This window comes from Streptomyces sp. NPDC005533 (assembly GCF_042871845.1).
In the GTDB taxonomy this organism is placed as follows: domain Bacteria; phylum Actinomycetota; class Actinomycetes; order Streptomycetales; family Streptomycetaceae; genus Streptomyces.
Window position 1 is genome coordinate 24,637 of record NZ_JBIAJH010000019.1, and the last position, 18,180, is coordinate 42,816.

An 18,180-nucleotide genomic window follows, 5' to 3' on the forward strand; every position below is an offset into this window, starting at 1 on the left:
GAGGACTACGTCGGTTGCCCGGCTGAGCTGCTCGGTTTCCGTGCGGCTCGCTCCGTGCACCACCGAAATTAGGCAGAACAGGTGAAGCAGCTGACCGGCCCGAGTGAACGGACGGTGAACCGTGGCGGACGACCCGGTGCGTTCCCGTCCGTTCGCACACGGTCGCCATCATCCGTTATCCGCCCGTTATCCCGGTGTGACCGCGGGCTCTTTCAGCCACACGCGCTCGAAATCGAGCCGGGCCGCCTCCACCTCGTGGCGCTGGTCGGCGTGCAGGACGCCCAGGGCGTAGGCCGTCGCCGGGGCGATGCGCGGGGTGCGGGCCGCCGTCGCCGAGGCGGCGGCCGCCTCCGCCGCGTCGCGGTGGCGGTCCAGGGCCTCGCCCGCGGCCGCGGGCCGGCTCACGTCCTCGCCGAGCGCCTCCCGGGCGTACCGGTGGACCCGCAGGAGGCGGCGCACCTCGTGCCAGAGGCCGTCGTGGTCCGCGTTGTACGGGCTCGACGCCGCCTGTTCGCCGTCGCCGCGCGGCGGCAGTGCCGCGACCGCCGCAGACAGTCTGTTTTCGGCCACTGCTGCCAGGGGGGCCAGGACGTCCCCGACCCGCCCCCGGGCCGCTACGGAATCCAGCGGGACCTCCGAGGCCAGCACCGCCACCGCGTCCGCCACCGCGTGGAACCGGGAGGAGCCGAGCGCCTGGAGCGTGGCCGAGTGGGCGCGCGTACGGGCCAGGGTGAGCTGACGCTCCAGCAGGGCCCCGGCGCGCGCCGAGCCCACCGTCAGCGCACCGGCCGTGCCGCGCGGCGCCGGGAGCTCGGGGGATCCCGACAGCCGGTGCAGCGCGTCCATCAGCCGGGCCAGCCGGGCGGCGTACGCGTGCTCGTCGGCCAGCGTCGAGGACAGCCACACCAGCTCGGTGCGCAGCCCGTCGGCCCAGGAGGACTCGGTCACCACCCGGAAGGTGGCCAGGGTTGCGCTGATGCGGCGCGCGGCCCCCCGCAGGCTGCGCGTCGCGTCAGTGCCTTCGACGGCGTCGGCCCCGCTCTCCTCGTGCAGGCGCAGCCCGCGCAGGAAAGCGGTGGCCTGGGAGCGCAGGTACGTGCCGAGCACGTCACCCGCCCCCGCCGTCGCCGTAATCGGGTCATGGTTTGGCTGAGCCACGCCGGCGCCTCCGGGCGTCTATGAGCGTCTCCTGTACGTGCCGCAGCGGCTGGCCTTCCGCGTCCGTGCTGTGCCGGGTCCACTCGCCGTCCGGGCCCAGGTGCCAGGAGGAGGTGGCGTCGGACATGCCGGTTTCGAGCATCCGGTCCAGTGCCGCGCGGTGGGCCGGGTCGGCGACCCTGACCAGTGCCTCGATACGGCGGTCGAGGTTGCGGTGCATCATGTCGGCGCTGCCGATCCACACCTCGGGCTCGCCGCCGTTGCCGAAGGCGAAGACCCGGGAGTGTTCCAGGAAACGGCCGAGGATCGAACGGACCCGGATGTTCTCCGAGAGTCCGGGGACTCCGGGGCGCACGGCGCAGATGCCGCGCACCCAGATGTCGACGGGCACGCCCGCCTGGGCGGCCCGGTAGAGCGAGTCGATGAGGGCCTCGTCGACGATCGAGTTCATCTTCAGGCGCACGTAGGCGGGGCGGCCGGCCAGGTGGTGGACGGCCTCCTTGTCGATCCGCGCGATCAGCCCGTCGCGCAGCGAGCGGGGCGCGACCATCAGCCGGCGGTAGGTCTCGCGGCGCGAGTAGCCGGACAGCCGGTTGAAGAGGTCGGAGAGGTCCGCGCCGACCTGCGGGTCGGCGGTGAGCAGGCCGAGGTCCTCGTAGAGGCGGGCCGTCTTGGGGTGGTAGTTGCCGGTGCCGACGTGCGAGTACCGGCGCAGCTGGTCGCCCTCCTGGCGGACGACGAGCGACAGCTTGCAGTGGGTCTTGAGGCCGACGAGGCCGTACACGACGTGGCAGCCGGACTCCTCCAGCTTGCGCGCCCACTTGATGTTGGCCTGCTCGTCGAAGCGGGCCTTGATCTCGACGAGGACGAGCACCTGCTTGCCGGAGTCGGCGGCGTCGATCAGGGCGTCCACGATCGGGGAGTCGCCGGAGGTGCGGTAGAGCGTCTGCTTGATCGCGAGGACGTCCGGGTCGGCGGCGGCCTGCTCCAGGAAGGCCTGCACCGAGGTGGAGAAGGAGTCGTACGGGTGGTGCAGCAGGACGTCCCGCTCGCGCAGGGCGGCGAAGATGTCGGGCGCGGACGCGGACTCCACCTCGGCGAGGTCCCGGTGGGTGCCGGCGACGAACTTCGGGTACTTCAGCTCGGGCCGGTCCAGGGAGGCGATGCCGAAGAGGGCGGTCAGGTCGAGGGGCCCGGGCAGCGGGTACACCTCGGAGGCGTTGACGTTCAGCTCCTGCACGAGGAGGTCCAGTACGCCGGGGTCGATGGACTCCTCGACCTCCAGGCGCACGGGCGGGCCGAAGCGGCGCCGCATGAGCTCCTTCTCCAGGGCCTGGAGGAGGTTCTCGGCGTCGTCCTCCTCGACCTCCAGGTCCTCGTTGCGCGTCACGCGGAACATGTGGTGCGCGAGCACCTCCATGCCGGGGAACAGCTCCTCCAGGTGCGCGGCGATGACGTCCTCCAGCGGGACGTAGCGCTGCGGGGAGGCCTCCAGGAAGCGGGAGAGCAGCGGCGGGACCTTGACCCGGGCGAAGTGGCGGTGGCCGCTGACGGGGTTGCGCACGACGACGGCCAGGTTGAGGGAGAGGCCGGAGATGTACGGGAACGGGTGCGCGGGGTCCACGGCCAGCGGGGTCAGCACCGGGAAGATCTGGTTCCGGAACAGCGTGAAGAGGCGGGCCTGCTCCTTCTCGGTGAGATCGGGCCAGCGGATGAGGTGGATGCCCTCCTCGCCCAGGGCCGGGGAGATGTCCTGCTGGAAGCAGGCGGCGTGGCGGGCCATGAGCTCGCGCGAGCGCGTCCAGATGAGGTCCAGCACCTCGCGGGGCTGCAACCCGGAGGCGGACCGGGTGGCGACACCGGTCGCGATACGCCGTTTGAGGCCGGCCACGCGGACCATGAAGAACTCGTCGAGGTTGCTCGCGAAGATCGCCAGGAAGTTGGCGCGCTCCAGCAGGGGCGTGGTGGGGTCCTCGGCCAGCTCCAGGACCCGCTCGTTGAAGGCGAGCCAGCTGCGCTCCCGGTCGAGGAAGCGCCCCGGGGGGAGCTCGTCGCCGTCCTTGTCGCCGTCGTACGCGTCCAGGTCGGCGTCGATGTCGGGCTCGAGGTCGACGTGCGGGCGGTGCGCCGAGATGGAGCCTATGCGGGCGTGGGCGCCGGTGACGGCGTTGACCGGGCCGGCCACCGGGCCTGTCGCCTGGCCGGTGGGGGGCGTCTGGGACGGGTGCTGGGCGGGGACCTCGGTGGGGCCTGCGCTGGGCTTGTGGCTCATGACTCCATTCTTCCGCGCACGCGGGAGGACGGGCGCGTCGGAAGTGTCGGCCGTCAGTCGGAGTCGGGGCTGCATGGGGGGAGAGTCGCAAGCGTGTCTTAATGCCCGGTTAATGGCGCGTGGCTTCCCGGCTCCGCCTGGCGCACGTGTCGCCTCCCGGCGGGGGCGGCGGGGGCGGGGCGTGCCGTGCGCTCCGGCGTGCCGGGTGCGCCAGCCCGGGCTCCGCCGGGCGCTGCCCGGACCCGCGCCCCAAGCGCCGGCGGGGCTCAGGGGTCGGGGCTCCGCCCCGGGCCCCGCGCCTCAAACGCCGGCGGGGCCGGGTTGTGCCGGCGGGGCCGGGGTGTGCGGGGTGCAGCCCGGGCCCCGCGGCTCGAACCTGGGCTGGGAGCGGTCAGCTCTCCGTGCGGTACATGAGGTCGACCTCGTGGGTGGTGAAGCCGAGGCCTTCGTAGACGGCGAGGGCGGCCGGGTTGTCGGCGTCGACGTAGAGCATGGCGGTGGGCAGGCCCTGGGCCACCAGGTGGCGCAGGCCGATCGCGGTGAGTGCCTTGCCGAGGCCGCCGCCCTGGGCGCCCGGGCGGACGCCGAGGACGTAGACCTCGCCCAGCTGCTCCGCCGCGTGGACCTTCGTCCAGTGGAAGCCGACGAGCTCCCCGTCGCGCTCCGCGAGGAAGAAGCCCTTGGGGTCGAACCACGGCTGCGCGATCCGGTCGTTCAGGTCCCGCAGGGTCAGCGAGCCCTGCTCGGGGTGGTGGGCGAAGGCGGCCGCGTTCGTGGCGAGCCAGGCCTCGTCGTCGGTGCCGGGCACGAAGGTCCGTACGCTCACGCCGGGCGGGAGAGCCGCCTCCGGCAGCGGGTCGGCGTCGGTCAGCGGCCGGCGCAGCTGGCGCAGCTCGCGGAAGAGGGTCAGGCCGAGCACCTGCGCGAGGTGCCGGGCGGCCGACTTGCCGCCGTGGGCCCACACCCGCAGCCGCTTCCCGGAGGCGGCGAGCAGGGCCGTGCCCATCGCCCGGCCGTGCCCGCGGCCGCGCAGGGCCGGGTGCACGACGAGCTCGGCGGCGGGGGCCTCCACAGGGTCGGTGTCCTCCAGTTGTCCGTATCCGGCGAGCCGGTCCCCCTCGGTGAGCAGGAAGTGCCGGATCCCCGGGCGCGGTCCGCCGCGCAGCTGGAGCCGTCCCTGCTCGGACACGGCGGTGGTGCCGTCCGTGCGCGCCGCGTCCTCGATCAGGTCGAGCACGGCCTCGGCCTGTTCCTCCGTCAGTTCGTCGAGGGTCTGAATCTGCCGTCCCGGCTCCAGGGCCGCTGCTGCCTCAGTCATGGCACGAGCCTACGACCGCGACGGGTGGCGGGCGGAGTGCGGGCGCGGGGTCGGTCCGTCTTCTGCGCGTAACCAACGCGATACCCGTTACCCCCTGGTAGAGCTACGCGCGTTGACCATAGGCTTCCCCGGACCTCCCAAGCAGTATCGCTGTCCACAAAGGGGACTAAATGTCAGCGACGCCACAACGGCACCGCCGAAACCGCCGGTTGACCTTCGCCGCCCTCGCCGTCACGGCCGGGGCCGGGGCCATGGTCGCCGCCGCACTGCCGGCCGGAGCCGCGAGTGGTGGCGGTACGGCCAAGAGCCGGACCGTCGACGTGCAGATGCTGTCGTTCAACGACTTCCACGGCACGCTGGAGCCCCCGCAGGGCTCGTCCGGCAACGTGACCGAACGTCAGGCCGACGGCACCACCAAGGCCATACCCGCGGGCGGTGTCGAGTACCTCGCGACCAGCCTGCGCGAGGCCCGCAAGGGCCACGAGTACTCCGTCACCGCGGCGGCCGGTGACATGATCGGCGGCAGCCCGATGCTGTCCGGTCTCTTCCACGACGAGCCGTCCATCGAGGCGCTCAACAAGCTCGACCTGGACGTCACCAGTGTCGGCAACCACGAGTTCGACGAGGGCAAGACCGAGCTGCGGCGCATGGCGTACGGCGGCTGCCACCCGGTCGACGGCTGCTACGAGTTCGGCAAGGAGTTCACGGGCTCCCAGTTCCAGTACCTCGCCGCGAACGTCACCGACGAGAAGACCAAGCGTCCGCTGATGTCGCCCACCTTCGTGTGGAAGAAGGGCGACGTGAAGATCGGCTTCATCGGCGTCACCCTGGAGGGCACTCCGGACGTCGTGACCGCCGAGGGCGTCAAGGGCCTGAAGTTCGGCGACGAGGTCGAGACGATCAACAAGTACGCCGCCGAGCTGAACAAGCAGGGCGTGAAGTCGATCGTCGCGCTCATCCACGAGGGCGGTCTGCCCGCGAACGGCGCCTACAACTACGACTGCAACGTCCCGGGCGCCGGCGCCGGCATCTCGGGCGCGATCGTGGACATCGCCAAGAACGTGGACCCCGCGGTCGACGCGCTGGTGACCGGCCACACGCACCAGGCCTACGCCTGCAACATCCCGGACCCGGCGGGCAACCCGCGCACCGTGACCTCGGCCGCCTCCATCGGCCGCCTGTTCACGGACACCACCCTCACCTACGACCGGCAGACCAAGGACATCGTCCGTACGCCGGTCGCCTCGCCCAAGCCGGTCAACAAGGTCGTCACCCGGGACCAGCCCAAGGCGCCGGACATGACCGAGCTGATCGACCGCTGGAAGACCCTGGCGGCCCCGATCGCCAACCGCCCGCAGGGCTTCATCGCGGCCGACATCCCGGGCCGCGGTTCCGAGGCGCCCGAGAAGCCGCTCGGCGACCTGATCGCCGACGCGCAGCTGGAGGCGCTGGCCCCGGCGGACAAGGGCGGCGCGCAGCTGGCCGTCATGAACCCGGGCGGCATCCGCTCGGACCTCGCCTACAAGGCCTCGGGTGACGAGGGCGACGGCGTGGTGACGTACGGCGAGTCCTTCACGGTCCAGCCGTTCACCAACATGATGAACATCGTGGACCTGACCGGCGCCCAGCTGATCACCGCGCTGCAGCAGCAGGTCAGCGGCCCGGTCAACGGTGCGAACCCGAAGATCCTGCAGGTGTCGAAGGGCTTCACGTACACCCTCGACATGACCAGGACGGGCGCGGACCGCGTCGTCGTGGACTCGGTGAGGCTGAACGGCGAGGCGATCGACCCGGCCAAGACCTACCGGGTCGCGATGAACGAGTTCCTCGCGGGCGGCGGTGACGGCTTCACCGTCCTGAAGGAGCACAAGAACAAGCTGGTGGGCGCGTCCGATCTGGACTGCTTCAACGCCTACCTGACGAAGAACTCCTCGGCGACCAGCCCGATCGCCGTGCCGGCGGCGGACCGGATCACCGTCGTCAAGTAACACCGCGTGCGGTATCCCCGAAGGGGCGGCGGGCCATCGGCCCGCCGCCCCTTCGGCTTTGCCCGCTCGGGCACGGTCAGAGGGTCGCCAGGAACGTGCCGACGGCCGCGTGGAACCCCTCGGGGTCGGTGAACGGCACGAAGTGGTCGCCGTCGAGGGGCGCGTACGAGGTCTTCGGGCGCCGGGCGACCATCGCGTCGGCCGCGTCCTGCGTGAGCGCCTCGCTGCGCGTGCCGTGGATCAGCAGGGCCGGGCAGGTGCTCGCGAGCCAGGCGTCCCAGTGGTCGCCCCGGCACGCCCGGATGGAGTCGAGCATGTCCTCCGGGTGGTAGGCCAGGCGCCAGCCGCTGCCGTCCGGGAGGGGGCGCAGTCCGTCGGCGACGAAGGGGGCGGCCGGTCCGGCGGCGGCGAGGAGTTCCTCGCGGGTGGCGGCGGTGTAGGGGAGTCCGTCGAGGAAGTCGAACCAGTTCGGGCCCGTGGGGATGCGGATCTCGACGGTGGCGTCCACGCCGATGAGCGCGGAGATCCGGTCGGGGTGGGCGGCGGCCAGGTGGTAGGCGTTGAGCCCGCCGAGGGAGTAGCCGAGGAGCGGGACGGGGGCGTCGAGGCCCAGGTGGTCGAGGAGGGCGACGGCGTCGCCGACGTAGCCCTCGCGGCGGTGGTCGGGCGCCCGGTCCGAGTCGCCGTGCCCGCGCTGGTCGGGGGCGATGACCCGCCATCCGTCGCCGAGGGCGTCGGCCAGGCCGGTGAAGGCGAGGGCTTCGGACAGGCCGCCGTGCAGGGCGAGGAGCGGGCGGCCGGGACCGCCGAAGTCCAGGTACGAGAGGGTCCGGTCGTCGATCTTCAGCTGGTGGCGCATGGCGCGTGCCTCCCGTGGGCCCGTGTGATCTTCCGATGGCTCCACCCTGCCAGGAGTTGGGCAAGTGCGCAATACGATTGTGTAGCGCATTTGCCCAAAACGGGGCGCGGATACCATCCCGGCATGGGAAATCGCGAGGACCTGCTGGCCGGAGCGCGCCGCTGCCTGGAGGAGAAGGGGTACCTCCGCACGACCGTGCGCGACATCGCCTCGGCGGCGCAGGTGAGCATGGCCGCGATCGGCTACCACTTCGGATCCCGGGAGGCGCTGCTCAACCAGGCGCTCTTCGCCGCCATGGACGAATGGGCCGCGGGGTCCGGCAGGCTCGCCGGGCAGGGGGACACCGCCGCGGAGCGGTACGCCGACACCTGGGACCGCAAGATCCAGGACTTCGCCGACATGCGCTGGCTCTGGACCGCGAACGTCGAGGCCTTCGTACACGCGCAGTCCTCGCCCGAGCTGCTCGCGATCCTGGCCGAGGAGCAGCGCAAGTCCCGGCCCATGGTGGCCGCCCAGCTGCGCGGGGTGCCCCGGGACGAGGTCGCGGAGGAGGACGTACGGGCCCTCGGGTCGGTGCACCTCGCGCTGCTGACCGGGGTGATGGTCCAGTGCCTGACCGATCCGCAGGGCGCGCCGACCGGCCGGGAGATCGTCCAGGGGCTGCGCACGATGGTGGAGCTGCTCGAAGGCTGAGGCCGATCGGGGTCGGGGTCGGGGCCGGAGACCGGGGCCGGGTCCGGTCCGGAGGCCGGGCCTTACCGACGGGTATCTATTTTGAGGTGTCCACGCCATACTCCGTTGCCATCACCGGGTCGGCAAAGGGGCGGGCATGGGCGTGGACATCGGCGTGGGCGGCGGCGCGGGCGTGGGCGTGGGCGTGGGCAGACGGGCGTTCCTGGCCGGAGCGCTGGCCGCGGGCGCGGCGCTCGGACTCGGCGCCGCGGGGACCGCCCGGGCCTCGGCCGCGGCCCTCGGCACCCAGGACTGGATGGCCGGACTCGGGGACTCCACCCCCCTCCAGCGGATGACCATCCCCGGCACCCACGACTCCGGCGCCACCAAGGGCGGCCTCTACGTCGCCTGCCAGAACACCTCCATCGCCCAGCAACTCGACTCCGGCATCCGCTTCCTCGACGTGCGCTGCCGGGTCGCGGGCGGGTCCTTCGCGATCCACCACGCGGCCTTCTTCCAGGACCTCATGTTCGGCGACGTCCTCGTGGCCTGCTGGAACTTCCTCGCGGCGCACCCCTCCGAGACCGTCCTGATGCGCCTCAAGCAGGAGTACTCCACCGACAGCGACGCCACCTTCCGCGCCGTCTTCGACGACTACCTGGACCACCGCGGCTGGCGGCCGCTGTTCCGCATCGCCGACACCCTGCCCACCCTCGGCCAGGCCCGCGGGAAAGTCGTGCTCCTCGCCGACAACGGCGGGCTGCCCGGTCTGCGCTACGGCGACGGCAACGTCTTCGACATCCAGGACGACTACAACACCGAGCCCTTCGCCAAGCGGGGCCGCATCGAGAACCACTTCCGCAAGGCCGTCCAGCAGCCCGGCAAACTCTTCGTGAACTACGTCAGCACCGCCGCCTACATGCCGCCGCGCTGGAACTCCGACCGCCTCAACCCGCAGGTGCACGCCTTCGTCGACGGCGGTGAGCTCGCCGGCCGGACCGGGCTCGGCATCGTCCCGATGGACTTCCCGAACACCCGCTCCGGCCTGGTCCCCTCACTGATCCGGCACAACTGACGGCTCGGAGGGCGGCGGGGTCGGCGCCCCCGGGATGCGGAGCACCGCCTCCGTGCCCGGCCCGCCGTCGGCCGCCGCCCGCAGCGCGGCACTGCCGCCCGCGCGGGCGGCCGTACGGGCCACGATCGACAGGCCCAGCCCGCTGCCGGGCAGGGCGCGGGCCGACGGGGACCGCCAGAACCGCTCGAAGACGTGCGGCAGGTCCTCGGCCGGGATGCCCGGACCGTGGTCCCGTACGGTCAGCTCGCCGGCCCGCAGCGTCACCTCGACCGCCCCGCCCGGCGGGCTGAACTTCACGGCGTTGTCCAGGACGTTGACCACCGCCCGCTCCAGCGCGGCCGCCTCGCCCCGTACGTACCAGGGCGCCAGGTCCGAGTCGAAGCGGAGCTCGGGACCGCGCAGCCGGGCCCGGGACAGCGCGGCCCCGGTGATCTCGTGCAGGGCGACCACCTGGAGCGGCCCGGGAGAGGCCGCGTCCGGCCGGGACAGCTCCTGGAGGTCCCCGATCAGCGACGCCAGCTCCGTCATCTGCGCCTTGACCGAGGCCAGCAGCTCCCGCCGGTCGTCGGGCGGGATGGCCCGCCCGGTCTCCTCACTGCGCGCGAGCAGCTCGATGTTGGTGCGCAGCGAGGTCAGCGGGGTGCGCAGCTCGTGCCCGGCGTCGGCGATCAGCTGGGCCTGCCGGTCCTGGGAGGAGGCGAGGGCCGCCGTCATCGAGTTGAAGGACCGCGACAGGCGGGCGATCTCGTCGTCGCCCTCGTCGGGGATCCGTACGGTGAGGTCCTCGGTACGGGCGATGTGCTCGACGGCGTCGGTCAGTTCGTCGACCGGCCGCAGTCCCGTACGGGCCACCCACAGGCCGGCCGCGCCGGCGCCGACGACCCCGACGCCGCAGACCAGGAGCAGCACCCAGGCCAGGGTGTACAGGGGCTTGTCGATGTCGGCGAGCGGCTTGGCGACGGACAGCGCGGCGGCCCGGCCGTCGAGCAGGGCGGGCTGGGTGTAGACGCGGACGGCCACCCCGTCGGAGGTGGTCGCGTCGTAGAGGACGGCCCCGCGCCGCCGCTGGGCGACTTCGAGGTCGGTGGCGCTGACCGGCAGGGTGCCCTTGCCGTCGACCCAGCAGTGACCGCCGTCCGGCAGCACGATCTGCACCTGGGCGCTGAGGTTGTTCGCGGGCCGCTCCGGCAGGGCGGTGCCGGAGACGCAGCTGAGCGCCCGGAACACCTGGTTGGCCTGCGCCTCCGCGTTGGTGGCGCGCAGCGAGCTGTCCAGCTGGTCGCGCAGCTGGGCCCGCACCATCACCCACGACACCGCGGCCACCGCGGCGACGGCCAGGGCCACCGCCACCGTGACGAGCAGGGCCAGCCGGGAGCGCAGCGGGAGCGCGCGGAACCTGGCGGTCGGACTCACTCGGGCCCGCTCTCGCCGGCGCGCAGGACGTAACCCACCCCGCGCACGGTGTGGACGATGCGGGGCTCGCCGCCCGCCTCGGTCTTGCGGCGCAGGTACATCACGTACACGTCCAGGGAGTTGGAGCTGGGCTCGAAGTCGAAGCCCCAGACGGTCTTGAGGATCTGCTCGCGGGTCAGGACCTGGCGCGGGTGCGCGAGGAACATCTCCAGCAGCGTGAACTCCGTACGGGTCAGTTCCACCGGGCGCCCGCCCCGGGTCACCTCGCGGGTCGCGAGGTCCATGCGCAGGTCGCCGAAGGTCAGGGCGTCCTCGTGGCTCTCGCCGCCGGCCTGCGGGGCGGCGTAGGAGCTGCGGCGCAGCAGGGCGCGGACGCGGGCGAAGAGCTCGTCGAGCTCGAACGGCTTGACGAGGTAGTCGTCGGCGCCCGCGTCGAGGCCCGTGACGCGGTCGCCGACGGTGTCGCGGGCGGTGAGCATCAGCACCGGAGTGACGCTGCCGGCGGCGCGCAGCCGCCGGGCCGCGGTCAGCCCGTCCATCCGGGGCATCTGGATGTCCAGGACGATCAGGTCGGGGGAGTACGAGGCCGCCCGGTCGAGGGCGTCGAGCCCGTCGACGGCGGTCTGCACGGCGTACCCCTCGAAGGCGAGGCTGCGGCGCAGCGCCTCGCGTACGGCCGGTTCGTCGTCGACGACGAGGATCCGCGCTTCGCCTTCGGCGGGATTCATGGATGGGTCTCCCAGAGGTGGTGGTCGGCCGAGGAGTCCGACGGGTGACGGCGCCTCCAGCCTCGCACGGACGGGTCAGAAGGAAGTGCCGAAGCCGTCGGCGGTGGAGCCGGCACCGCCGGGGCCGCCCTTGCGGAGGGAGTCCAGGTCGGCCTTGACGGTGTTGACCGGGATGGCGAAGCCGAGGCCGACGCTGCCCGCGGCGGAGCCGCCGGAGGAGGGGGAGTAGATCGCCGAGGGCATCCCCACGATCTCGCCGTTCATGTTGACCAGGGCGCCGCCGGAGTTGCCGGGGTTGAGGGAGGCGTCGGTCTGGAGGGCCTTGTACGAGGTGGTGTCGGAGCCGGTGTCGCCGTTGAACTCGCGGCCGCCGAAGGAGAAGGGCCAGCCGCCGCCGTCCTGCCGGCGGCCCTGCGGCGCCCGCTGCTCGGACTTCGGCACCTTCACCTCGCGGTTCAGCGCCGAGACGATGCCGCTGGTGACGGTGCCGGTCAGGCCGTCGGGGGAGCCGATGGCGACGACCTCGTCGCCGACCCTGACGTTGCCGGAGTCGCCGAGCCTGGCGGGCGTGAGGCCGCTCGCGCCCTGGAGCTTGATGAGGGCCAGGTCCTTGTCGGGGTCCGTGCCGACGATCTTGGCCGGGTACTTCTTGCCGTCGCTCGTCGTCACCTGGACCTCGGCGGCCCCGTCCACGACGTGGTTGTTGGTGACGATCTCGCCGTCGGCGGTGACGACGATGCCCGAGCCGGTGCCCTGGCCGGACGCGGTGCGGGTGTCGATGCGGACCACCGAGGGGCTGACCTGTTCGGCGACGCCGGAGACCGTGCCGGAGCCCGTGCTCCGCGAGACGTTGGTGCCGTCGACGCCGCCGGAGCCGCCGCTCTGGTGGACCATCAGCTGCTGGACGGCGGCCGCGGTGCCGCCGCCTACCAGGGCCGCGGCGAGCGCGACGGCCGCCAGCAGGGCCACGGGCCGCTTCGCGCGGGGCGCGGGGGCGGCGGCGTGGGCCGGGCCGTCGGGGCGGGCGCCGGGGACGGTCTCACCGCGGATGACCGGCGGCTGGTGCGCTTCGTGCCAGCCGGGTGCGGCGGGCGGGTACGAGGGCGGCGGCGGGTACGCCGCCCCCGCCTGGGTCGGGCGGTGCTCCTGGGGGTACTCGCCTTCGCGGCGGAAGCTGTCGGTCATGGCTCCGACTCTGGCCGCCGATGATGAGAGCTTCCTGAGTCTGACCTGAGAAGCCCGACAGAACCTCGTATGCCCCTTATAAGGAACGGGACTTCCGCCGCCCCGCCACTGCCCCTTCGGCCTCGCCGGCGCGTGGGGCGCGGGGTCAGCGGCAGCCGCAGCTGCGGCGGATCACCAGGGCCGAAGGGAACTGCTTCAGGCGTTCGCGGCGGGAGCCGGCCACGCGCAGGCCGTCGTCCAGGACGAGGTCCACCGCCGCGCGGGCCATCGCCGGACGGTCCGAGGCGATCGTGGTCAGCGGCGGGTCCGTGAGGGCCGCCTCCTTCACGTCGTCGAAGCCGGCCACGGCCAGCTCCCCGGGCACGTCGATGCGCAGCTCCCGCGCCGCGCGCAGCACACCGATCGCCTGGTCGTCCGTGGCGCAGAAGATGGCCGTCGGCCGGTCGGGCCGGGCCAGGACCTCCAGGGCGACCGTGTACGCGTCGTAGCGGTTGTACGGGGCCTCGATGAGCTGGCCCTCGATCGAGCGGCCGGACTCCTGCATGGCCCGCCGCCAGCCCTCGACGTGGTCGGCGACCGGGTCGCCGACGGACGGGGTGTTCTCGACGCCGCCGATGCAGGCGACGTACTCGTGCCCGTGTTCGAGCAGGTGGCGGGTGGCGAGCTGGGCGCCGCCGATGTCGTCGGTGACGACGGCGACGTCGTCGATGGCCTCCGGTCGCTCGTGCAGCAGCACCACCCGCGCGTCCCAGGCCTCGATCTCGCTGGCGGCCTGCTCGCTCATGCCCTGGCTGACCAGGATCAGGCCGGAGACGCGCATTCCGAGGAAGGCCCGCAGGTAGTGGACCTCGCGCTCGGTGCGGTAGTCGGAGTTGCCGACGAGCACCATCTTCCCGCGCTCGGCGGCGGCCTGCTCGACCGCGTGCGCCATCTCCGCGAAGAACGGCTGCCGGGCGTCCGGGACGATCATGCCTATGAGGTCGGTGCGCCGCGAAGCCATCGCCTGGGCGACCCGGTCCGGGCGGTAGCCCAGATCCTTGATCGCGGCGAGGACACGCTCGCGCGTGGCCGGGGCGACCGGCCGGGGTCCGTTGTTGATGACGTAGCTCACGACGGCGGTAGACGTACCCGCAAGTCGTGCCACGTCATCCCGCGTCACCTTGGCCACGCGCGGCAGTCTACGCGGGGTGACCTACCTCTGGGCAGGCCCTCCTGCCGAGTGGACGATCGAGGAGGCCTCCGCCGATCGGGTGACGGCCGGAGCCGGCTGCGCGGACGCCGGTGCGGACGCCTGTGCGGTGGCCTGCGCGGCGGCCTTGGCCGCGGCCTCCGCGGCCGCCCGCTCGACCTTCTCCGGCGTGACGAAGCGGTAGCCGACGTTGCGGACCGTGCCGATCAGCGACTCGTGCTCGGGGCCGAGCTTGGCGCGCAGCCGCCGTACGTGGACGTCCACCGTCCGGGTGCCGCCGAAGTAGTCGTAGCCCCACACCTCCTGCAGCAGCTGGGCGCGGGTGAAGACCCGGCCCGGATGCTGCGCGAGGTACTTGAGCAGCTCGAACTCCTTGAAGGTGAGGTCCAGCACCCGCCCCTTGAGCTTGGCGGAGTACGTCGCCTCGTCCACCGACAGATCGCCGTTGCGGATCTCCATCGGGGAGTCGTCCGAGCCCAGCTGCTGACGGCCGGTGGCCAGTCGCAGCCGCGCCTCGACCTCGGCCGGGCCGGCGGTGTCGAGGAGGACGTCGTCGATGCCCCAGTCGGCGGTGACGGCCGCGAGGCCGCCCTCGGTGACCACGAGGATCAGCGGACAGCCGGGCCCCGTGGAGCGGAGCAGCTGGCACAGCGACCGCACCTGCGGCAGGTCGCGGCGGCCGTCCACGAGGATGACGTCGGCGCCCGGGGTGTCCACGAGGGCCGGGCCCTCGGCCGGGGCGACCCGGACGTTGTGCAGCAGCAGGCCGAGGGCGGGCAGCACCTCGGCGGAGGGCTGCAGCGCGTTGGTGAGCAGCAGGAGAGAGCTCATGACCGACCACCTGCCCGGGTCGGACGGTGCACGGTTCGCTGGTCCATCACGTCGGTTCCTCCTCGGTCCCGTCCCCGGGGTACCTCCCAGCGGTGGCTGGGGGAGTGCGCGGTACTGCTTCGTACGTCTTGCCGGGCGTCCCCGCGGTCCCCGCGCCCTCGGGTCCGCATGGATACCACTGTTCTCGGTTCGTTCAACGCTCTGAAAGCACAAAAGGACCCGGGGGCAACATTGCCCGGATCCTCTCGCCAAGCAGAATAGCCCACCGGCCCGTGCGCGGCCGAGCACTCTTCGGCATCCCCTGCTGTGGGTTCTGCCACGCCCGTGCCTGAGTATGCCCCGGTTTCACCGGATCGGCGGCCCGCCGGGCGGTGACTCGGGGTCGCTCCGGGGCACGCGCGACGCGTGGGCGCACGCCGGGGCGGACAGCCGGAGGGGCCATCATGGAGGCCGACGACGGCAGAGAGCCGACGAGAGGAGCAGCAGTGGCAACCGGAACCATCCGCTACTGGGCGGCGGCCAAGGCCGCGGCCAAGACGGCGGAGGAGCCGTACTCGGCGCGCACCCTGGCCGAGGCGCTCGACGCCGTACGGGAGCGCCACCCCGGGGAGCTGACCCGGGTGCTGCTGCGCTGCTCCTTCCTCGTGAACGACGAGCCTGTGGGCAAGCGCCCGCATGATGCCGTCCTGCTGACCGAGGGGGGCACCGTCGAGGTGCTCCCCCCGTTCGCGGGCGGGTGAGCGGGAGCCGATGAGCACGCCTGAGGAACACCAGCAGCAGCGGGAACAGCGCGAGCGGCAGGAGCGGGAGCAGCAGGAGCAGGAGCTGCACCGGCGGTACGCGCAGCAGCAGGACCCGTACGGGACCCAGACCTGGCAGTCCGACACCTGGGACACCAGCCACCAGCCGGTGTACCCGCCGCTGGGCGCGGTGCCGGGGCAGCCGGTGGCGCCCGAGGGCTGGTTCCGCGACGGGGCCCCGGCCGCGCAGCCGCAGGCGCAGCCCCCGGCCCCGGCCCAGGGCGGCGGTGCCGGCGGGTCCTGGCCGGACGCTTCCGCGGCCGGGTCCGCCGACCCCTACCCGGCGTCGTACGCGTACCCGGCGGCCGGCGGGCCCGCGCAGCAGCAGCCGGTGGTTCCCGAGGGCTGGTTCCGGGACGAGGTCCCGGCCCAGGCTCCGGCTCCCGTCGAGGACTGGTCGCAGGGCGGCCAGGGCGCGGGCGGGCCCGCCGAGGCCGCCGAGCAGACGGCGTACCTGCCGCCGTACCCCGGTCCCGGGCAGGAGGCCGCAGCCGAGCAGACCGCGTACATGCCGCCGTACCCCGGCGGGGCGCAGCAGCCGGCCGCCCCGGAGGGCTGGTTCCGCGACGAGCTGCAGGCCCCGGCCCCGGCCCCCGCTCAGGCCCAGGCTCCCGTCGAGGACTGGTCGCAGGGCGGCCAGGGCGCGGGCGAGCCCGCCGAGGCCGCCGAGCAGACGGCCTACCTGCCGCCCTACCCCGGTCCCGCGCAGTCCCCGCCACCGGCCGAGGAGACGGCGTACCTGCCGCCCGTGCCGGCCCCCGAGCGGGACGGGGCCGCCGCCGAGCAGAGCGCCTACCCGCCGCCCCGGGCGGCCGCGGACCCGGCCGCGGACGGCGCGGAACCGGTGGAGGTCACCGCCTGGTCCCCGCCCACCCTCGCCGGGAACACCCTGCGGGCCGTCGACCCGGCCCAGGCCCGCGCCGAAGGCCGGTCGCCGATCATCGACCCCGGTCCGCAGTCGGCCATACTGACCGCCGCCCTCGGCCTGCTGCTCGCCGTGGCCGCGGCCCTCGGGCAGTACGCCCTGCTCGTGCCGCTGATCGCCCTGCAGGCGCTCACCGCGGCCGGCTGGTTCCGCCTCAACGGCATGTGGCCGGCCCGCCAGGGCATCGCCCTCGCCTTCGCCGGAGCCGTCGTCGCCGACGGGGCCGTGCTCGCGGTGGACCGCACGTACGGCCCCGGCGCGATCGTCGGCACCCTCGGCGCCTGGGTGCTGCTCACCCTCGTCCTCCAGCTGCGCAGCCACGCGGATCCCGACGAGCGGATGTACGGGCTGATGGCCTCGGTGGCCTCGGCCGCCCTCGCCATCATCTGCGCCGGCTACCTGGCGGCCGGTTCCGCCGCCGTCACCGTCGGCGCCGCCGCCGTGGCCGTCGCCGTCTTCGCCCGGGCGCTGCCGCTGCCCACCGCTGCCTCGGTCGGCGTCTGCCTGGCCGCGGCCGCCGGTGCGGGCGTCGCGGTCGGCGGACTGACCTCGGTCGGGGTGGGCGGGGCGCTGATCGGCCTGGTCTGCGGCGTGTGCGCGCTGATCGGGCTGCGCGTGGCGGCGTACGACTACCCCTCGAAGTTCGTGCACATGACGGCCGGTGTGGCGCTGCCGCTCGCGGCGGCCGCTCCCGCCGTGTACCTGATCGGCCGGGTGGTGGGCTGACGTTCCGCTGACGGGCGCACATGGTCCACTAGATCGCTCGTACCGACTAGTAGGGGGAGGGCACGTGCGTGCTCTGCGGATCGTCGTGATCATCGGAGTGGTGCTGGGGGCGGTCTTCGCCGGCGTGGACCGGTGGGCCGCGGGTTACGTCGAGAACCAGCTGGCCGACAAGATCCAGGCCCGCCAGGGCCTGGCCGGCAGCTCGGAAGTGGAGATCCGCGGATTCCCCTTCCTGACGCAGGCGTTCAGCCACGAGCTGGACCGGGTCGACCTGAAGCTCAGAGGTGTCGAGGTGGTCGCCGAGGGGCGCAAGACGCGGCTCTCGGAGCTCGACGCGAGCTTCCGCAGCGTCAAGCTCAACGGTGACTACAGCGGCGGCACCGCCGAGCGGGCCGAGGGCACCGGGCGGATCACGTACGAGGACCTGACCGCGGCCTCGCAGACCGGCGCGACCCTCACCTACGGCGGGGCGCCGGGCAAGGTGAAGGTCACCGCGGCCGTGGACGTGCTCGGCAAGACGGTGACGCACAGCGTGGTGTCGACGATCTCCCTCGTGGACGCGCCGGACGGAAAGGGCGCCAAATTCGTCCGGGTGCGCGCCGACGAGGTCCCGGGCTCGGGCATCCCCGGGGTCGAGAAGCTGATCCGCAAGAAGACCGACTTCGAACGCAACCTGGAGGTCGGCATGCCGGCCGGGCTCCACCTCTCGGCCCTGACCTCGGACGAGACCGGTGTGCACCTCACGCTGGGCGGTTCGAACGTGGTGGTGGCCGGATCGTGAGACGGTGCGGTCCGATCCGCAGAAGGACGGGCCGCACGGCGGCTCCCGGAGGCGGCGCGGCGGCCGCCCGGGGGTTCCGATCCCACTATCCGGACGATCCTGTCTCGGAATATGACACACCGGTGACAGGGCGGCCGATTCGTCCCTACGATCCATGGCTATGAAGCATCAGCAGGCGGACCTCACGAAGCGACGGGCAGTAGACCTGTGTCGCGTCGCCGCCATGCTCTGTCGATCCATGTGACCTGTGAGCGCATCCG

At 73.1% G+C, this 18,180-nt stretch carries 16 protein-coding genes; 7 read left to right on the forward strand and 9 right to left on the reverse strand.

From position 1 onward, the window contains the following. Positions 1–186: 186 nt before the first annotated feature. From ACFYP3_RS20235 to mshD, 3 genes are all read right to left on the reverse strand, one after another. A complete protein-coding gene (locus ACFYP3_RS20235; protein ID WP_388834186.1) occupies positions 187–1,158 on the reverse strand; it encodes a CHAD domain-containing protein in 972 nt (323 codons plus the stop codon). After that, on the reverse strand, positions 1,139–3,430 hold the full coding sequence (locus ACFYP3_RS20240; RefSeq protein WP_388834189.1) for an RNA degradosome polyphosphate kinase: 2,292 nt from the start codon (positions 3,428–3,430) through the stop codon (positions 1,139–1,141). The genes ACFYP3_RS20235 and ACFYP3_RS20240 overlap by 20 nt, the downstream gene beginning before the upstream one ends. A gap of 391 nt (positions 3,431–3,821) precedes the next feature. Next, the gene (mshD, locus tag ACFYP3_RS20245; protein ID WP_388834192.1) at positions 3,822–4,748 is read right to left on the reverse strand and encodes a mycothiol synthase; all 927 of its coding nucleotides are present in this window, start codon (positions 4,746–4,748) and stop codon (positions 3,822–3,824) included. Between the two features lie 170 nt (positions 4,749–4,918). Between mshD and ACFYP3_RS20250 the strand changes: the two genes are divergently transcribed. Then, positions 4,919–6,736 (forward strand): bifunctional metallophosphatase/5'-nucleotidase, encoded by a 1,818-nt coding sequence (locus tag ACFYP3_RS20250; protein WP_388834195.1) that lies wholly within the window; start codon positions 4,919–4,921, stop codon positions 6,734–6,736. A gap of 76 nt (positions 6,737–6,812) precedes the next feature. Here the strand turns inward: ACFYP3_RS20250 and ACFYP3_RS20255 are convergent, their stop codons facing one another. Further along, positions 6,813–7,595: an alpha/beta fold hydrolase gene (locus tag ACFYP3_RS20255; RefSeq protein ID WP_388834198.1), complete on the reverse strand. Its 783-nt coding sequence runs from the start codon at positions 7,593–7,595 to the stop codon at positions 6,813–6,815. 123 nt (positions 7,596–7,718) lie between these two features. Here ACFYP3_RS20255 and ACFYP3_RS20260 point away from each other — a divergent pair, with 123 nt between their 5' ends. Together ACFYP3_RS20260 and ACFYP3_RS20265 are read left to right on the forward strand one after the other, a co-directional pair. Then, positions 7,719–8,288 carry a TetR/AcrR family transcriptional regulator gene (locus tag ACFYP3_RS20260; RefSeq protein ID WP_388834201.1) on the forward strand — a complete coding sequence of 190 codons (570 nt, stop codon included), beginning with the start codon at positions 7,719–7,721 and terminating at the stop codon, positions 8,286–8,288. Between the two features lie 136 nt (positions 8,289–8,424). After that, positions 8,425–9,342, forward strand: a complete 918-nt coding sequence (locus ACFYP3_RS20265) for a phosphatidylinositol-specific phospholipase C (protein ID WP_388834204.1) — start codon at positions 8,425–8,427, stop codon at positions 9,340–9,342. Here ACFYP3_RS20265 and ACFYP3_RS20270 read toward each other — a convergent pair. The 5 genes from ACFYP3_RS20270 to ACFYP3_RS20290 all read right to left on the reverse strand — a co-directional run bounded on the left by ACFYP3_RS20270 (position 9,322) and on the right by ACFYP3_RS20290 (position 14,688). Further along, positions 9,322–10,755, reverse strand: a complete 1,434-nt coding sequence (locus ACFYP3_RS20270; protein WP_388834207.1) for a sensor histidine kinase — start codon at positions 10,753–10,755, stop codon at positions 9,322–9,324. The genes ACFYP3_RS20265 and ACFYP3_RS20270 overlap by 21 nt on opposite strands. Beyond that, positions 10,752–11,483, reverse strand: coding sequence for a response regulator transcription factor (locus ACFYP3_RS20275; protein WP_388834210.1), 732 nt, complete (start codon positions 11,481–11,483; stop codon positions 10,752–10,754). Before ACFYP3_RS20275 ends, ACFYP3_RS20270 begins: the two co-directional genes overlap by 4 nt. A gap of 75 nt (positions 11,484–11,558) precedes the next feature. Then, complete coding sequence (locus tag ACFYP3_RS20280; protein WP_388834213.1) at positions 11,559–12,668, reverse strand: S1C family serine protease; 1,110 nt, start codon at positions 12,666–12,668, stop codon at positions 11,559–11,561. A gap of 145 nt (positions 12,669–12,813) precedes the next feature. Further along, a complete protein-coding gene (locus ACFYP3_RS20285; RefSeq protein WP_388834215.1) occupies positions 12,814–13,836 on the reverse strand; it encodes a LacI family DNA-binding transcriptional regulator in 1,023 nt (340 codons plus the stop codon). Between the two features lie 24 nt (positions 13,837–13,860). Next, a complete protein-coding gene (locus ACFYP3_RS20290) occupies positions 13,861–14,688 on the reverse strand; it encodes a response regulator transcription factor (protein WP_388834218.1) in 828 nt (275 codons plus the stop codon). Positions 14,689–15,173: 485 nt separating this feature from the next. Here ACFYP3_RS20290 and ACFYP3_RS20295 point away from each other — a divergent pair, with 485 nt between their 5' ends. The 4 genes from ACFYP3_RS20295 (at position 15,174) to ACFYP3_RS20310 (ending at position 18,164) form a co-directional block, all read left to right on the forward strand. Beyond that, positions 15,174–15,428: a MoaD/ThiS family protein gene (locus ACFYP3_RS20295; protein ID WP_030718384.1), complete on the forward strand. Its 255-nt coding sequence runs from the start codon at positions 15,174–15,176 to the stop codon at positions 15,426–15,428. 10 nt (positions 15,429–15,438) lie between these two features. After that, positions 15,439–17,139: a hypothetical protein gene (locus ACFYP3_RS20300; RefSeq protein ID WP_388834221.1), complete on the forward strand. Its 1,701-nt coding sequence runs from the start codon at positions 15,439–15,441 to the stop codon at positions 17,137–17,139. 64 nt (positions 17,140–17,203) lie between these two features. Continuing rightward, positions 17,204–17,920 carry a DUF2993 domain-containing protein gene (locus ACFYP3_RS20305; RefSeq protein ID WP_388834224.1) on the forward strand — a complete coding sequence of 239 codons (717 nt, stop codon included), beginning with the start codon at positions 17,204–17,206 and terminating at the stop codon, positions 17,918–17,920. Between the two features lie 160 nt (positions 17,921–18,080). Next, positions 18,081–18,164 (forward strand): putative leader peptide, encoded by an 84-nt coding sequence (locus ACFYP3_RS20310; protein WP_350206375.1) that lies wholly within the window; start codon positions 18,081–18,083, stop codon positions 18,162–18,164. Positions 18,165–18,180: the final 16 nt, after the last annotated feature.

Excerpts from the sequence above, each read along its gene's own strand:
- ACFYP3_RS20260 (WP_388834201.1), top strand. The coding sequence starts at position 7,719 with ATGGGAAATCGCGAGGACCTGCTGGCCGGAGCGCGCCGCTGCCTGGAG.
- mshD (WP_388834192.1), bottom strand. The coding sequence starts at position 4,748 with ATGACTGAGGCAGCAGCGGCCCTGGAGCCGGGACGGCAGATTCAGACC.
- ACFYP3_RS20250 (WP_388834195.1), top strand. The coding sequence starts at position 4,919 with ATGTCAGCGACGCCACAACGGCACCGCCGAAACCGCCGGTTGACCTTC.
- ACFYP3_RS20290 (WP_388834218.1), bottom strand. The coding sequence starts at position 14,688 with ATGAGCTCTCTCCTGCTGCTCACCAACGCGCTGCAGCCCTCCGCCGAG.
- ACFYP3_RS20265 (WP_388834204.1), top strand. The coding sequence starts at position 8,425 with ATGGGCGTGGACATCGGCGTGGGCGGCGGCGCGGGCGTGGGCGTGGGC.
- ACFYP3_RS20280 (WP_388834213.1), bottom strand. The coding sequence starts at position 12,668 with ATGACCGACAGCTTCCGCCGCGAAGGCGAGTACCCCCAGGAGCACCGC.
- ACFYP3_RS20310 (WP_350206375.1), top strand. The coding sequence starts at position 18,081 with ATGAAGCATCAGCAGGCGGACCTCACGAAGCGACGGGCAGTAGACCTG.
- ACFYP3_RS20255 (WP_388834198.1), bottom strand. The coding sequence starts at position 7,595 with ATGCGCCACCAGCTGAAGATCGACGACCGGACCCTCTCGTACCTGGAC.
- ACFYP3_RS20240 (WP_388834189.1), bottom strand. The coding sequence starts at position 3,430 with ATGAGCCACAAGCCCAGCGCAGGCCCCACCGAGGTCCCCGCCCAGCAC.
- ACFYP3_RS20300 (WP_388834221.1), top strand. The coding sequence starts at position 15,439 with ATGAGCACGCCTGAGGAACACCAGCAGCAGCGGGAACAGCGCGAGCGG.
- ACFYP3_RS20275 (WP_388834210.1), bottom strand. The coding sequence starts at position 11,483 with ATGAATCCCGCCGAAGGCGAAGCGCGGATCCTCGTCGTCGACGACGAA.